The sequence below is a fragment of the bacterium SCSIO 12741 genome, from assembly GCA_024398055.1.
In the GTDB taxonomy this organism is placed as follows: domain Bacteria; phylum Bacteroidota; class Bacteroidia; order Flavobacteriales_G; family Salibacteraceae; genus SCSIO-12741.
This window is the reverse complement of sequence record CP073749.1, coordinates 4,987,051-5,002,975: the sequence shown is the minus strand read 5'-3', so window position 1 is coordinate 5,002,975 and position 15,925 is coordinate 4,987,051. Positions and strand designations below refer to the sequence as shown.

The following is a 15,925-nucleotide window of genomic DNA, read 5'->3' as shown; positions in this document are numbered from 1 at the left end:
CAAGAGAGGATGAAAAAGGGTTGTGGAAAGTCCTTCGGTACTAAATTCCAGGATCTTGTTTATCCGTTTCCTCAGGTGGGGTAAGGATAAGCTGAAAGAAAGGATTGGGGAAGAAAACCGTTCGGGCTGCATTGGTATCAGGTTCGGCAATCGAGTTGCTGTCCTTTTTGATCGGGTCCAGATCTAAACGCGGGTTTGGATCATCAGAAGTGGCATGCGCAGAAGCTACTCCCATCATCAAAACTGTTAAACCCAAAATCTTTAAACCGTTCATTTGAGCCCGAATTTAGCAATTCTTTTTAAGTCTGTAAATCTGATTTTCCGAAAGATGTGTAAATGGTACCCTATTTCGCGGAAAGCTTACCCAGGAAAAATTAGCTTTTTGGTACCATTTCGGCCTGTACCGTACAGGTAATCATCTTGGCAATTTTTTGGTTTACAATGGTAGGTATCTTAATGTTGTGGTCTGCCAAGGGCACTTCAAATTGACTGTTGATAATAAGCTTGTTATCAGTTATTTCCAGCGTTGCATCTAAAGTTCGTTCCTTACTAATTCCATGAATGTTGAGTGAACCCTTAACCTTTACTTGAGTCTTGCCTTTTTGGTTGTAATCAACGGGATCAACGAGCTTGCCCACAAACTTAATTTTTGGGTATTTGGTGCTCTCCATATAATTTTCATTGAAGTGCTCTCGCTGTAGCTCCGAATTAAAACCCATGAATGAAATGCAGGATACTTGAAAGGCAAAGCTGTTCTTTTCTGTGTTGAATAGGCCTACCAATTTGCTCGATTCTGCCTTGATTATTTCCATCGGTGCTTCTGATGAAAAATGCACTTTGGCCTGACTCGTTTTGTAGATGGTAGAAAGTGGGTTGGGGGCTGAGAAGCCCATCAATAGCGTGATTAATGGTATTAGCAAAACATTGCGCATAGATCAAAGTTACTCAATTAATTTCGTCCAAAAGTTCTTCTAACTCTTCCTCTTCGGTCTGTAGTTCCTTCTCTTCGTCGACCTGCACTTCTTCGATTTCCTGCTCAATCATCAGCTCCTTGTTTTTAAGCTCTTCTTCGAGTGCTTCACGCACTTCCTGAATTTTGAGCAGGGTGCCCTGCATGTCGTAGTAATAGGTCTCCAGAAGTTTATTGAATCGTTTTATGCGGTTGTAAAGCAAGGTCCGCATTTCCTCTTCGGTCAGACTTATAGTGTGGTTCTGATAGTTGAAATTGTCCACCAGTATCTCCGACCAGGTTGGGCTATTGGTATAGGCCATGAAGACCAGCCCTTTCTGCTCATTGGTTTGGAAGGATTTATCCAACTCAAAGAGCAACAGCTTGAGTACGGTATTGCTAATAAATTTCACATCTCCGCTCGATTCCAAAGCTTGATAGGTGTTGTTGGAGGGTACGTAAGCAAAGTTGTAAGTCAGTTTGTTTTCGATCAATTCAATGACCTGCGCCTGATCAATGTTTTCGGGCCGAGTGAGAATATGCATCAACTCCACGGTGGTAGCCATTTTATTCTCGTATTCCTGAATGCGTCGAGTGAGTTGATTTTGGTCCTTGATCAAATCCGAGTGAAGGCTCATGAGGTAGAATTCTTCCTTTTCAACCTTCTTCAATTCTTCGTCCCAGTTTTCGATAGCAAAGGCCACCAAAATGGATGCAATGATGCCAATGGCTTCAAGCAGCAATCCAGTGAATTTGGTGAGGTTATATCGGGTTCTGGCCTTGATCATAAGTGTGTTTGACGGCGGGAAGGTAGCAATTTTCAGAGGAAGGTTTTCGTCGGCTAAAATTCATAATGTAATTCTACTACACCCGAAGAGTAGGTCTTGTGTTCCTTTAGTTTTCCGGGTACTTCTCCAGTTCCTGCTGTAAATAAGGGTATTCCTTCTCCCAAAACTACGGGCATTATAAAAAGGATGAGCTTATCCAAGAAGTGATGTTCAATCATCCAGGTGTTTAAAAAACTACCGCCTACCACCCAAATGTCTTTACCAGGTTGAGATTTCAAATCCTTCATCCACTCTGGTGATAGATCGTGAACAAGAGTAACGGAATCTAAGGTCTTGAGGTTTCGATCATGGGTAATGACATAATTGGTTTTATCGGGGTAGGGAAAGGGAACATCAAAGCCTAAAACATCCCGATAGGTAGTTGCTCCCATCAAGGTAGTGTCGATGGATTCGTAAAAAGATTTGTACCCGTAGTCGCTGTTTTCGGGATGTGGAACCCGGTCCAGCCAATCCACTTTGCCCTCTTTATCGGCGATTTTTCCATCCAAACTACAAGCTATGTAGGCAACTGCTTTTCTCATGATTTTGACATTTAGGGAATTACAAGATTAGCGCTTTTTTAGAGGATTTTGGAAAATGTTCCCTTAGAAAAATGGTACTTTCGAGTTCCTGGAATTTGGTAGAAATGGACCTGGAAACCGCCCGATATATCTTCAATTATTTTGCTCATTTGCTCTCGCCATTGGAGCAGGCTGCAAGGCGTCACGCCTCCTTTGAATTGAAGTTGGAGGGAGCCGATAGACCCAAGGAGTTTCGCCGCTACAAGGAAATGGGTTGGTTAACGGACGATGCCCAGGTGTTGAATCTATTGAAGGATGGATTTGAAGCTTTTCAAGTTCAGGTGGCCGAGCGTATTTTGGTGGAGTCTCCAGAATCGGTTTACCTCAACCTGTGTCCCAGCTGTGGCCAGTTGACCCGTACGCCGCAAGCTCGTCAGTGCCGCCATTGTGGGCATGACTGGCATGATCAAATTGTGGGAAAGTTTAAATGGAATTCCTGTTTTGAAATCACGCCCCGAAGTTTCTTTTTGGTGGGAATGATTACCAGAGGCAAGGTTCACAAAGGAAATTTTCTCGATCTATCGGGAGTAGGATTGGCTGCCAAACCCAAAATCCGTTTGGTCGAATCGGTTCAATTGCGCAAACAAGGCCGCATCTACGAAGAAATCGGTTTAGGTGTCGCCACCCTCAACGAATGGGAGCGGAGCTACCTCAAAAAGATTGGATACTTCAAAGGTCGTCTCGATATTTTGAGGGAGTTGGATTAAGTTCTATTCCACGGCTGAGGTTTCCGGCTGGGATTGATCCATCAAATCTTCATAAGCCAGTTCTTCAAGAGACAATACAAGACTTTGCATGCTTTCCAAAACGTGACCCGCTGAAATGGCGCTGGCATGGTAGAAGTTCTCTACTTCCCAGGATTCCACCGTACCAAAGGTTTCATAAGTCTGGAAAAAGTCACGGAGGTATTCTTCCAGCGTTATCCTGTTTTTTGGGTTTTTCATCAAGCCGCTCAATTGTTCGGCATAGGATTCAACAGATGCCCTCAAGGCTAATGCTGAGCCGGGTTCTTTACTGGGTTGCCAACTATCCGCTCCAATAAAAAGTTGGGACGACACATCGCTGTTATCAATGTTCATGATTTCCCAGAATTCCATTTCTTCAGCCCGTTCTATGGGAAGCATGTCCACAGTGGCCATCAGCCTCACTTGAGCATCTTCAATTTCCTCCCAGGTCTCATTACTTAGAGCGTAAATCTGATCGGCTTGAGCTTGGGTATTCCCAGATTGAGCCAGTCTCTCATGCAACAGAGCATTGCGATCTATTTGATGAGAATTGATGCTGTGCGTTTGCCGGTAACTAACCAGGTGGCCTTGTAAGGAATTGAGCGAATAAGAGATAGTCGATGCCATGGTGATACCTGTGAAGGCGGCAAGTAAGGCCATTAAATTGAGACCTGAATAAGGATTTTCAGATTTGTTGAAACTGACAATAGCAACGGGAATCAACCCAAAAATCAAGAGAATTTGCCCAATATAAAGCAAGGATGTACCACCCGGGTAGTGCTGAATTTTAAACAGCAAGCCCATCGTCAATAACCAGGTTGTTACCGTGATAATCACACCGGCAAAAACATCAAATTGAGTTCGGCGAATTTGAATCCGGTAAATCAGGAATAAGGTCAGCGTGACCATGGAGAATAGTAGCGTGCCAATGAGCAGCATAAAGGATGCACCCGGGTAGTGCTGCATTTTAAAAAGGCAGCCCAATAGAACCAGTCCGGCGGAGATGCAACCTGTAATTATGATCGATTTTTTCATGGTTTTGGTTTAAAAATGAAACAAGAGGAAAAGGGCTATTCGTCCTTATTTGGAACCCTTTGACTGAGCAATATAGCTGCCGGTCGGGTTTCGGGAAATTCGTTGAGGATAATGATGATGATGACCGTGATAGGAACGGAAATCAGCATGCCGATAATTCCCCAGATACTTCCCCAAAGTGCCAGGGTAATTAAGGTGACCAAGGGACTTACATTTAAGGTAGATCCAACAAGACGTGGTTCAAGAATACTCCCAACCAACACTTGAATAGCGCCAACTACCACAATAACCAAAATGGCAGGTAGAAGTTCGCCAAATTGAAGCATGGCAAAAACCGCTGGAAAGGAGGTCGCTATTAGGGATCCAATGGTCGGAATAAAGTTCAAAATGAAAATAAGAAAGGCCCAGAATGCGGGAGAATCTACTCCAATAATGAGCAAGGCAAAATAACTCAATACACCGGTGAGCACACTTACGCCCGTCTTCATGGTGATGTAGGTACTAATGGATTGATCAATTTTTTTGATTACCGTAGACACATTTTTGTACCGGTCGGAGTTGGGGTACATGGCCTTTAGCTTTTCGCCAAAATGAGGTTCCTCCAACAGAATGAAAACGAGGTAGAAAAAGACCGTGAATATGTTGCCAAACAAGCCCACGAGAGCACCAATAATGCCGGAAATGATTTTCGTAAAGTTAAAATCCTTGGAGTAGTCCTTAGCCTGATCCATAATGTCCACATTCAAGGCTTCATCGATTTGTAGGGTAATGTTTTGAATGTTGGATTGATAAGAAGCCATGTTGGCGGAAAGCTGCTGGATGTTTACCGATAGCATTTCTACTACGCCAAAAACCACACTCAGTAGCAATGCCGATGAGGTGAGGGTAAGTATCCATTGAGGAATCTTTCCAATGACAGGGACCTTCTGAAGTAGTTTTCGGATAACCCGAATTAGAAACCAAAAGAGCACGGAAAGAATAAAGGGTATGATAACCTTTTGCCCATAAATGATGACAACCACCGAGATGATTACCAAAAGCAATACGTAGATTTTTCGGCTATTGTTCTGCTCCATCAGTCCATTTTTTTGAGATTTTAAATGTAGATTTTTTTCCAGCAACGACGGGCAAGTCTTGCAGAGCTTTTCACTGTTTACGGTACATGGGCTTTTACAAAGGCAAACTTTAATTGCTTGTTGTCACCAGAAACGATAGCGGTTAACGTATCTCCTGAAAGGTGATATTCAATCTTTTTGGGAAAGTCGTGCTTTGAATTCTCGGCTACGAAATGTCCCTTTTTGAGCTGTGTAAAAGGGAAGAAAACCGAGGTGTCGTTATGGCTAACTGCGGCAATGTAATTCCAGGTTTGGTTGTGCTGTTCGATTCTAAGTCCTTCTTCAAATACCAGTTGATCTCCTTCAAAAAATTGACCTGTACCCACCAATCCCTGATCGCTTGCTCGCCAAATTTCCTTACCGGATTGTCCGGAATCGAGACCTACTCGGATCCATTCACCTTCTAGCCAACTTAAATCCTGAGAGGGCGGAGAGCTGCAAGCCGAAAGAAATACAGCCAAGGTTGCGATTAGATAAAGGGTTTTCATGGGTGAAATTTTAATGAAAAATAGAAAATGCCTGGATACTGCACCACTTGATTTGCTAATTTCCTCCCCTGAAAAGGCGAAGCATCACGATGAAATTGACACCTAAAGCCAGAAGAAACCTATTCCGGATTTTTCCATTTGGATTTATCTGGCTCTTTGTGGGGTGGTTCTTTTTGCTGAGTGATACTTTACTTACCGGCAATCAAAATCCGGATCCAACTTCGGCCGTTACGATTTCCGTTCCCATATTCCTGTTTTCGAGCTTAGCTATCATGTTGGTGGGTTTCTTGGTAGGAACTATTGAGTTGTTTTTGATGGAAAAGTGGTTTCATCGATTCAGCTTTGTTTGGAAGGTCTTTTATAAGTTTCTGGTTTACTCCACGCTTATGCTGATCATTATGGTTCTGGCATTTCCATTGGCTGCGGCTATTGAATTGTCCAAGTCCATTATCGATCCGGAAGTTTTGGAAAAAACGGCTAACTTTTTTCACAGCACCGTTTTTTGGAACACCGCCCTGCAGTTGTCTTTTCATATCATGATCAGCGTATTTTATGCGGCCATTAGTGAAAATTTGGGGCACCAGGTCACGATTAATTTTATCACGGGCAGGTATCACCGACCCAAACAGGAGTACCGAATATTCATGTTTCTGGATATGAAGAACTCAACCGGTATTGCTGAAAAAATTGGGCATGTACGCTATTTTGACCTACTGCAGCTCTACTACGAAATTATGTCGGATGCCATTATTCGTTCAAAAGGCGAAGTATACCAGTACATCGGAGATGAGGTAGTTATATCCTGGCTGGCCAAAGATGGTTTTGAAAACAACCGGTGCATCCAATGCTTTTTTGATTTGAAAAAAGTGTTTCGCGAAAAAGCGGACGATTTCCAACGTCAATTTGGCGTGATTCCCGATTTTAAAGCCGGTGCACATGTAGGTGAAGTAACCACTGGTGAAATTGGTGCCCTCAAAAAACAGATTGTGTATACGGGAGATGTACTCAATACCACGGCTCGCATTCAGAGTTTGTGCAAGCAATATGAAAGTGATCTGCTCACCTCCCAAAAGTTGACCTTAGGACTCCATTTACCGGAAGAGGTGAAGTCTGATCAGATTGGTGAGATTCTGCTAAGAGGCAAACAAAAGAAGGTTATTCTACATGCCATTAGCACCAATCAATAAGGATTTGGACTTCTATTTAATTCCTTCATTCATAGGTCGAAAAGTGAATCTGAAAATTCAGAAAATGGATTAAATTGCAGCACCATGAACGATGCTGATCCTTCCTTGGTTGACGACGATATCCAGGGCCTTCATGAAAAGGCCGAGCACGATCGCCGCTATGTTGGATTGGGTACTCGTGTGGTAGCGTCACTTATTGACGGCGTGATTCTATCCACCCTGTTTGTTCTCATGATTTACAATGTGGTTTCCCTTAAATCGGGGGTGGTAGTTGTTCTGGTGCAATTGGCCATTATGCTCTATAAACCCCTTGCGGAGTGGGAGAAAGGAGCGACAATCGGAAAAATGGTTTTGGGTATTCAAGTGGTTCGATCAGACTTTCAAAAGTTGTCGCTCAAGGATTCCTTTCTAAGGAATTCAATTTTTATTCTTCCACAGTTCAATACTTTGGTGGGAATAATGATCGTTTTTGTGACCACGAGATTCGAAGAAATAGTTGAATTTAGAGATTTTGATATCGCTTATAATGAACCGATTACTTCAGCCATTGGATCAGGTCTGTTGTTAATTCAGTTTGTTGTGATCATTGCTATTGCGGTGGATCGGCGAAAACAAGGGCTCCACGATAAATTGGCTGATACGCTGGTGGTTCGCAAAGGAGCTTTTCAGAATAAGAACGCAGAATAACGCATTAACCACTTAATTAACAGAAAATGACCGAAACAAATCCATCCGCACTCGATGACGAACTCTTGGATGTAAAACACAGATTGCGAGAACCTGCCTATGCCGGATTTTGGACCCGGGTAGGGGCTTCCATCGTAGATACCATTGTACTTCTTCCTGCCATTGGTTTAATGATGTACAGTTTATTGTCTCTGCAATCTAATGCTATAGTCATACTTGTTTTACTGATCCTGATGATCTATAAACCCTTTATGGAGTTTCGCTACGGGGCTACATTAGGAAAAATGGCTGTGGGCATCAAGGTGGTAGACGAAAACCAAAATCCGATCACCTTGAAGCATGCCTTGTTAAGAGACCTTCCCTGGTTGCTTTCTCAGTTGAACGCTTCGGTGGGATTCATCATTGGGATATTTTTTATCCAGTCAGAAGATTTTGGAGCTCAGGTTCTTTCCAATTTTGGAGAAGGGGAGCAATCTCTTCCACATTTGATGGAGCCATTCTGTTGTTTCAAATCGCGACCGTATTAGCGGTGGCTTTTGATAAACGCAGACAGGGACTTCATGACAAGATTGCCAAAACCTTCGTGGTTTTTAAAGCGGGCTTCCAGGAAGAGGGCGAGGGAAACCTGCTCAAGAGTCGGGATTACCGGAAAACGGTAGAATAGTTTCGGAAAATCCTTACCTTCATGATTTAACCAATAGGAATTGATTATGAAGATGTTGCCTGCTTTTTTCGTAAAGGTGTTGACCTTGTGTTTGCTGCTGAGCCTATCTGCTTTGACCTCTCGGGCCTTCGTTCAGGTTAGTTCTGCTCAAATGACCACCACCACACCCACAGATTGTGATACAATTTCCTATACCATTGGTGGCTCACTTGGAGCGAGTAACTATACCTATACGGGTACGACCTGGTCCGTGTCAGGGTCTACACTCACCATCGATGTGAATTATACATCTGGTCTTATCATTTTGCCGGTAATCGTCCAGTTTACCCATTTTGTGGACTTAACAGGAATTCCATCAGGAACTTATACGGTAGTAGTAAGAGGAATGCTGAGCGGATCGCAGAGCAGCGTATTTAACGGGGCACCGAATTTAACTGTGGCCAAATGTTGTGCTGTCAAGGCTAATTTTATCGCTGGGGCTTCTTCTTATTGTTTGGGAGATACCATCTCGCATACCAACATAAGTTCATCCTCTTCCAGCCAAGTTTGGTATGCTAATAATTTGGCTGTGGATACCAACTTTCATTTAAATAAAATTGCAACCGTTCCAGGGGTTTATACCTATAAGCTGAAAGCCAATAGTCCTTGTGGAAGTGATTCGATCGAAAAAAATGTACTCGTTCTTGACAACCTAAAAATGCATAACGATACAGACATTTGTTTGAATGATAATCTGGTTTTAAACGCTCCACCTGGATGGGATTCTTATTCCTGGTCGGATCGAAGCCGCAAGCAATCATTAACGGTGACCCAATCCGGAACTTATGGCATAACCGTAACTGCAGACAATGGATGTAAACAAATTGATTCGGTAAAAGTGAATGTGGTGGGGCCCGCTTTCAGCCTTGGACCCGATACCTCTTTTTGCTACCAGGATAGCTTGATTTTGGATGCTGGAGCCATTTGGGACACGGTTTCCTGGTTTCAGAGACCTACAAATCGATACCTAACTGTAGATTCTGCTGGAGTATACGTGGCCGAAGTTACCAACTCCCTGGGATGCCGGTTTTTGGATGCGATCAAAGTCACTGAGTCAGGGGCAAATATTGAAGTTACAGGTTCTGATACGGTTTGCGAAGGCGATACGGTTTGGGTAGAAGTACAAGGAACAGAATGGACTCAATTTAGCTGGTCTGATGGATCCAATACGCGTAGAGTTGCTGCACCGGCCATGGGGAGACTCATAGTCACGGCAACCAATGCAGATGGTTGTGTCCGAACCGATACGGCCAACATAGGCCATTATTTTGTACCCACTGTTCACCTGGGAAGTGATACGACTCTTTGTATGGGAGATAGTTTGTTGTTGGATGTTACGCAAACCAATTCCACTTATGTCTGGCAGGATAGTTCAACAGGATCTTCCTGGTTAGTCGATACAGCTGGGTTCTATTTTGTAGAAGTAACCAATGCCGATGGTTGTAGTGGTGCAGATTCCATTCGAATTGCCCTGATGGATTGCGACACGGTTATTCAGGAACCTGATGGAATCGCTGAAGAGCAGGTCAATCGGCGAGTAGTTGTCTATCCCAATCCATCCACCGGAGAAATCTTTTTGAGAAGTTTGACTCATTCTGAAGAGGTCCAGGTGGAAGTGTATGGGGTTACTGGGAATCGGGTGTTTTCTGAACAGCTTGACAAGTACAACGGTACTTACGTGCTCCATTTGGAATCCCTGACCCAGGGCACCTGGTTTGTACATTGGATTACTCCCGAAGGACGGGAAGTGATTCCCATTCAGCTGATTTCATCTCCTTGACATTTCCTTCAAAAGTTTATCTTGGATGCGCTAATCGGATAAAGAAACGCTGCATTGAAGAATAAAAAGAAGGAATTGCCGGGGCGGCGGGAGTTCCTAAAAAAGGGGGCAACCGTTGGTGTAGGCTCCCTGTTGTTACCCTCATTTGTATTTGGAGCATCCTTTCCTAAAGGATTGATTCCTATTCCCTGGCCAGAGGGTGAAGAGCCCTTTGTGATTGATGGAAAACACCAGGATTTAACCATTCTGAATACACGACCCGTAAATGCGGAAACCCCGCCTTGGTTGCTGGATGATCCAATCACTCCAACCGACCGTTTGTTTGTTCGAAACAATGGACTTCCTCCTGTAGAAGTAAATCCTGATGAGTGGACACTGACCATAGAAGGGGAGTCTGCCACACAAAAGAAAACCTATACTCTGGCTGACCTCAAAGCACGTTTCAAAACATACAGCTACCAATTAACGCTGGAGTGCGGAGGAAATGGCCGTTCTGAGTTCAATCCTCCGGCCAAAGGAAATCAATGGACCACCGGAGCGGTGGGCTGCCCCAAATGGACCGGTGTACGACTAAAAGATGTATTGGAAGATGTTGGCTTAAAACCAGATGCGGTGTATCTCGGCTACTATGGAGCAGACACCCACTTGAGTGGTGATCCAGATAAGGTGGTCATTTCCCGAGGGGTTCCCATAAGTAAGGCGATGGAGGAGGAATCTCTAATCGCATGGGCCATCAACGATGAAGACTTGCCCTTGATGAATGGTTATCCCTTGCGACTGATGTTTGGAGGATGGCCGGCGTCTACTTCTGGAAAATGGCTCAATCGTATTGTGATTCGCAATAAGATTCACGATGGACCCAAGATGGGAGGTAAATCCTACCGTATTCCTTGCGAATCTGTGGCTCCCGGGCAAGAGGTGAAGGATGAAGATATGTGCATTATCGAATCCATGCCAGTTAAGTCTTTGATTACTTATCCAAAATCGGGAGGAGTGTTGACCAAAAGTCATGAAGTAACCGTGAGAGGTCAAGCTTGGGCCGGTGATTTGGAGGTAAAGAGCATGGAAGTTTCCATCGATTTTGGAACGACTTGGAAAACCGCTGATTTAAAACCTCCGGCCAATCGATTGGCTTGGCAACAATGGAGCTGCGCGCTAAAATTTCCAGACAAAGGTTATTACGAAGTTTGGGCTCGTGCTACCGATAGCGAAGGAAAGTCTCAACCCATGGTGGTGCCAGGGTGGAACCCCAAAGGATATTTAAACAATGCTTGTCATCGGATAGCCCTAAAAGTGCAATGAAGCAGCCCTTGGATGAAAATCAAGTAGAAGGGTTGAGAAAACTAACCCGGAATTTGCGTCGCTTCATCAGCATCGCAGCTTTGGTGTTGGGCTTCTTGTTTTATGCAGCCATCTTTGATCCCTCTTTGGGTAAACTCAATCGCTGGATCGCCGAGATAGGACAAACAACCGATCCATCGCCCCAGCAGGTGACTGAATCTGAACCTGAGGTTAAAGAAGGAATCCATTTGCCCACGGGTTTGGTGGCGGAAGGAGATTACCTGCTTGTTGCTCAGCATTGCACGCCTTGCCACAGCGCCAAACTGGTTACCCAAAATCGCATGACAGCAGAAGCCTGGACCTCTACCATACATTGGATGCAGGAAACCCAAAATCTTTGGGACCTTGGCGAAAACGAAGCTTTAATTGTGGCCTATTTATCCACGTACTATGCTCCCGAAGAAACCGGTAGGCGAAAACCCCTTAAAGTAGAAGAATGGTATACCCTCGATTAATAGCCTGGGCTAGCCTTCTGGGCCTACTCGTATCTTGTTCTACACCCAAAGAAGAGGTGGAGGTAGCTCCCTTGAATTGGCCGGAAAATAACCTGATGGAAGTTTCCGACCTGGGCTATTGGATGGATCAACCGGACGTGGTATTTGTTGACATTCGGTTAACCGATCGTTACATGACGGGACATATCCCTGGCGCGATCCATCTAACTCGGAAGGATCTGGAGAACGCTGAAATGGACTATGCTGGGGCTCAAGCCGATCGAGAACAATTACAAGCCTTGCTCAGCCAAAAAGGGGTAAAGCCAACGGATAGGTTGATTATCTACGATGCCCGGGGACAAGTAGAAGCAGCTCGGTTTTGGTGGATAATGCTAGGACAGGGGCACCAACAAATGGTTTTGCTCAATGGTGGTATTCAATCCTGGAAATCTGCCGGAAACCAGGTGTGTACCGAAAATTGCGATCACCGTGATCCGACACACTATGTATTTGAGCGACCCAAAAGCGATCAATGGTCCGTTTACAAAGAGGAGTTGATAGATCGCTTATCGGATTCAACTTTGCTTTTGGTTGATGCAAGGAATGATGATGAATACACCGGCGAGCGGCAAAAGAAAGGAGCTTATCGTGCCGGACACATTCCAGGTGCCATCCTGATCAACTACACTGAAAGTTTGAGTCCGGATTATACCTTTAAAACCGCCGATTCTTTGCGTGCTTTGTTTCAATCTCATCAGGTTAATCCTGAAGAGGAGGTGTTGGTCTATTGCCATTCCGGCGTGCGATCCAGTCATACCTTGTTTGTTTTGACCCAGATATTGGGTTATGAAAATGTTCGCAACTACGATGGTTCGTGGATAGAGTGGAGCAAGGATGAATCACTTCCCTTGGTCAGTCATCCCTAAAATTTAAGGCATAAAAAACCACCTCGCCCCAAATTGGAGGAGGTGGTTTCAAGTTTAAGAGGCTGAAATTTTTAAGGTTTCAAAATCAGCTTTTTACTGGAAGTTTTGGTTCCGTTTGTTTCAAACAGATAGAGGTAGGTGCCTTGAGGCAATTCGCTTAAATCTGCTCGAACCGGAATGTTGCTCGTTGCATCAAGAGTTTGCATGATTTGACCGTCCAAATTCAGAATCATGATGGTACCTCTGATTTCATCTTCCGTAGAGTGGATCTGGAACTCCACCCAGCCATCGCTTGGGTTTGGACGGGCGTGCACCTTAACATTTTCTATTCGGAAAGAAATTGGATTCGGATCTATCTCTTGTTTGTTGTCCACTTTAGGTTCCGGAGCCATCCCTTGGCCTCCGCCACCACCGCTTGAAATAATGCACTGCAAACTGGAGTAGGCTGAATAAACACTATCCGGACATCTGCTTCGAACTTCCCAGGATCCACAGGTTCCCAACGGAAGTGCCAGGTGATTGGCATTCACGATATACGATGTAGGACTACCCGTACCAAATCCACAGCAAACCTGGTCGTCGTAGATAACTACTTCGTAATCGATGGCACCTGGAATAGGATCCCAATTCAGTTGAACATGGGTAAGGTACAATTGACTGTACAAATTGATCGGGCCTACCGGATCACAAGGGTAGACAATAAACAACGGGCAGAGGCAATGTCTAACCGAGTAAGGGGAAGTTCGACCATCTTCACATACGGCATACACTCTAAACGATCCACAAGGATAACCTGAAAGCAACAGCTGATTGGTATCGGAGATGTACATGGTACCATATCCCACCATAGGCCAGAAGCAACAAGCCGGATCGCCAATAATCACCTCGATAATGTAATAATCAGCTCCATTTACGGGATCCCAGGTAAGCAAAGTACCTCCACCAGCGGCATGAGAACACCTTAGGTTGACTGGTATATCCGGAATGCAACATTCCAGTCGGAAGGTGTCGGTTTGGGTACAGCCGTTCGAATCGGTGACTTCTACCCAGTACGTATTGTTTACATAGCCATTAATAGACGATCCGGTTGATCCGGTGCTCCATTTAAAGGAGTGGTGTGTCGGAGAAATTGGATTGTTGTTGGAGTCCAGAACATTTAAGAAAAATGCCTTTTCCGGATCGGCACAAGGATCACAGCCACCGCAAAACATATCGATCTTGATTGGAGGGCAGCATAAAAACGCAAAGTGGAGGGTGTCCACACAATTGCCAGCAGAGTCACTTAGAATAACGGTAGTGGAGTCATTGGGAAGAATCCAGGAGTAGGCAGCACTCCAGCCCGGACGATGGCTCCAGCTAATGGTGTATTTACTATCGTCGATTAACACACCATTTTCATCCAGGATAAAAATTGGGAAGGTGTCGTTTTTAAATTCACAAGGATCGCAATCCGGTGATTCTTCAACACCAAAGGCCCTGTTCTCACGCTTCGAATTAATTCGGTTTTTGTATTCCAGTACCAATGCCTGAATCAAGGAGTCAGAAGAGGAAACGGCAGAGGATGCAAGAGCATCTTGGTCATCACCATACCAGTAAGTACAGCAATCCACCACATAGAAATCAGGGCAGCAATTTACACCCCAAATGAGGTCGTTGTTTTGCCCGGGATTGGAATGAACATTCGTTTCAGTATGAAAAGCCCCGTTGAGATTAAACACGATATCGGCCCGGAAATCGAATCCACCGCTGGCCCCATTCGGAAAATGACTGGAATCCAAATCGAAACAAAAAGTACTGTTTACGGCATCAATGGTCACTGGCACGGTACCCACGGTAACATCTACACCGTTTTGAAGAATGGTTAGTTGAATGGAATGTACACTAGAAGTACTACAGTTTTGAAAAGCCAGGTGGTAACTTCCGCAAATCTGACCAGGAAGGCTTAGGCAAGTATCCGTTTGGTCAAATAAAATATGGCCTTGGTAATCACACGAGTCGGGTAAACATTCTTCACAGATATCGTCAACGTAAGCATAACCGAAGTGGGCTGTAGCAGCACAATCAGAAGCATAAAATTCTACCGTTATGGTATCTCCAACCCGCCCGGATACATTGAGGAAATTACAGGTCCAGTCGGACCATACGATATCGTCAGCCCAGCAGTTATTGGGGTTTAGGCCGGTGACTGTTGTAAAAAACGGGTCTGTTGTCCGGGCAATACGTTCATACTGATCCAACACATTTCCTGCAGCATCAAGAGCCCGTGCGATGAAGTAGGGGTTCTGGTTGCAGTTTTGTTGAATATGACTTGGGTCTTGCTGTACCATGGCGTAATAGAATCCCACATTTTGGAATGAACTTGTGAGTACCACTTCTTTGGTGAGACGGTTAATCATGGCATTTGGTCTACAGGGATTGATCCAGTTGATTCGTGCCGCATGAGAGCTATTGTTGTGGGTTTGCCGAAGTTGTGGAATAACCGGGTCAGCCACGTTGTTGGTGATCAAGAAGTCATTGACTGGAGGAGCAGTCATATTAATCGGAGTCCAGTTTAGCCCCAAGATGTTTTGGGTTGAATCACACGCCGTAGATCGACTTCGAGCTCCCGTATAAAAGGAGAAATTGCCCATTTCAAAATCTCCATTCTGACAAGATAGGGCAGGCGCTCCTCCCGGAGAGGTATAAAGAGCCGCTGAGCCAGGATTCTTTACAAAGTACTGTTGACGCCAGTACAGCCTTTTAATTTCTTCCATCGATTCGGGAGATGGCTTTACCGCGTTGTGACCATCGTGGTCATGATCCTCGAGGTTTTCCCATTCCGATTTTGGAAAAGGGTCATCCAGGTGTTTCTGGATGAATCGCTCAATTTTAACCTCCTCCTTTTGGATGAGGTTTTCCCGCTTTTCGTCAGTAGATTGTTGAGCAAAAGCGCTTCCCCATACCAGCCCTATGAGCAGGCAGCAGAGGATAATTTTGGGTGTTTTCATGTTGTTCAGTTAAGAAAGTTTGTACGAAAGACTCGGGGAGAGTCCATAAATTGATGGGTTAAATTTATCGGGATGGATCATTGCTGATTCGAGGAAAGGTTTAGAACTTTCCTTGTGACTCAAAAGGCTTACTTAGAGCGAGTTAATACGTTTTTAATGA

16 protein-coding genes are annotated in these 15,925 nt (G+C 44.6%); 8 read left to right on the top strand and 8 right to left on the bottom strand.

Going from position 1 to position 15,925, the window contains the following annotated elements; translation table 11 throughout:
* Positions 1 to 40: 40 nt before the first annotated feature.
* From KFE98_21300 to KFE98_21285, 4 genes are all read right to left on the bottom strand, one after another.
* Positions 41 to 274 (bottom strand): hypothetical protein, encoded by a 234-nt coding sequence (locus KFE98_21300; GenBank protein UTW62501.1) that lies wholly within the window; start codon positions 272 to 274, stop codon positions 41 to 43.
* Positions 275 to 374: 100 nt separating this feature from the next.
* Positions 375 to 893 carry a YceI family protein gene (locus KFE98_21295; protein UTW62500.1) on the bottom strand — a complete coding sequence of 173 codons (519 nt, stop codon included), beginning with the start codon at positions 891 to 893 and terminating at the stop codon, positions 375 to 377.
* A 52-nt stretch (positions 894 to 945) separates the two neighbouring features.
* Complete coding sequence (locus tag KFE98_21290; GenBank protein ID UTW62499.1) at positions 946 to 1,737, bottom strand: hypothetical protein; 792 nt, start codon at positions 1,735 to 1,737, stop codon at positions 946 to 948.
* Positions 1,738 to 1,790: 53 nt separating this feature from the next.
* Complete coding sequence (locus KFE98_21285; GenBank protein ID UTW62498.1) at positions 1,791 to 2,318, bottom strand: dihydrofolate reductase; 528 nt, start codon at positions 2,316 to 2,318, stop codon at positions 1,791 to 1,793.
* 71 nt (positions 2,319 to 2,389) lie between these two features.
* Here KFE98_21285 and KFE98_21280 point away from each other — a divergent pair, with 71 nt between their 5' ends.
* Entirely contained in the window at positions 2,390 to 3,064 is a 675-nt protein-coding gene (locus KFE98_21280) for a hypothetical protein (GenBank protein UTW62497.1), read from the top strand.
* A gap of 3 nt (positions 3,065 to 3,067) precedes the next feature.
* On the opposite strand, the gene KFE98_21275 is transcribed toward KFE98_21280, so the two are convergent.
* From KFE98_21275 to KFE98_21265, 3 genes are all read right to left on the bottom strand, one after another.
* Positions 3,068 to 4,117 carry a hypothetical protein gene (locus KFE98_21275; GenBank protein ID UTW62496.1) on the bottom strand — a complete coding sequence of 350 codons (1,050 nt, stop codon included), beginning with the start codon at positions 4,115 to 4,117 and terminating at the stop codon, positions 3,068 to 3,070.
* Between the two features lie 35 nt (positions 4,118 to 4,152).
* Positions 4,153 to 5,193 (bottom strand): AI-2E family transporter, encoded by a 1,041-nt coding sequence (locus KFE98_21270; protein ID UTW62495.1) that lies wholly within the window; start codon positions 5,191 to 5,193, stop codon positions 4,153 to 4,155.
* 77 nt (positions 5,194 to 5,270) lie between these two features.
* A complete protein-coding gene (locus KFE98_21265; protein ID UTW62494.1) occupies positions 5,271 to 5,720 on the bottom strand; it encodes a hypothetical protein in 450 nt (149 codons plus the stop codon).
* An 89-nt stretch (positions 5,721 to 5,809) separates the two neighbouring features.
* Here KFE98_21265 and KFE98_21260 point away from each other — a divergent pair, with 89 nt between their 5' ends.
* The 7 genes from KFE98_21260 (at position 5,810) to KFE98_21230 (ending at position 12,778) form a co-directional block, all read left to right on the top strand.
* Positions 5,810 to 6,907 (top strand): adenylate/guanylate cyclase domain-containing protein, encoded by a 1,098-nt coding sequence (locus KFE98_21260; protein UTW62493.1) that lies wholly within the window; start codon positions 5,810 to 5,812, stop codon positions 6,905 to 6,907.
* Positions 6,908 to 6,991: 84 nt separating this feature from the next.
* Positions 6,992 to 7,594, top strand: a complete 603-nt coding sequence (locus KFE98_21255) for an RDD family protein (GenBank protein ID UTW62492.1) — start codon at positions 6,992 to 6,994, stop codon at positions 7,592 to 7,594.
* A gap of 26 nt (positions 7,595 to 7,620) precedes the next feature.
* Positions 7,621 to 8,121 carry an RDD family protein gene (locus KFE98_21250; protein UTW62491.1) on the top strand — a complete coding sequence of 167 codons (501 nt, stop codon included), beginning with the start codon at positions 7,621 to 7,623 and terminating at the stop codon, positions 8,119 to 8,121.
* Positions 8,122 to 8,304: 183 nt separating this feature from the next.
* Positions 8,305 to 10,077, top strand: coding sequence for a T9SS type A sorting domain-containing protein (locus tag KFE98_21245; protein ID UTW62490.1), 1,773 nt, complete (start codon positions 8,305 to 8,307; stop codon positions 10,075 to 10,077).
* 54 nt (positions 10,078 to 10,131) lie between these two features.
* The gene (locus KFE98_21240) at positions 10,132 to 11,379 is read left to right on the top strand and encodes a sulfite oxidase (GenBank protein ID UTW62489.1); all 1,248 of its coding nucleotides are present in this window, start codon (positions 10,132 to 10,134) and stop codon (positions 11,377 to 11,379) included.
* Complete coding sequence (locus KFE98_21235; protein UTW62488.1) at positions 11,376 to 11,873, top strand: monoheme cytochrome C; 498 nt, start codon at positions 11,376 to 11,378, stop codon at positions 11,871 to 11,873. The genes KFE98_21240 and KFE98_21235 overlap by 4 nt, the downstream gene beginning before the upstream one ends.
* The gene (locus tag KFE98_21230) at positions 11,855 to 12,778 is read left to right on the top strand and encodes a sulfurtransferase (protein ID UTW62487.1); all 924 of its coding nucleotides are present in this window, start codon (positions 11,855 to 11,857) and stop codon (positions 12,776 to 12,778) included. Before KFE98_21235 ends, KFE98_21230 begins: the two co-directional genes overlap by 19 nt.
* Positions 12,779 to 12,849: 71 nt before the next feature.
* Here the strand turns inward: KFE98_21230 and KFE98_21225 are convergent, their stop codons facing one another.
* The gene (locus KFE98_21225; protein ID UTW62486.1) at positions 12,850 to 15,765 is read right to left on the bottom strand and encodes a T9SS type A sorting domain-containing protein; all 2,916 of its coding nucleotides are present in this window, start codon (positions 15,763 to 15,765) and stop codon (positions 12,850 to 12,852) included.
* Positions 15,766 to 15,925: the final 160 nt, after the last annotated feature.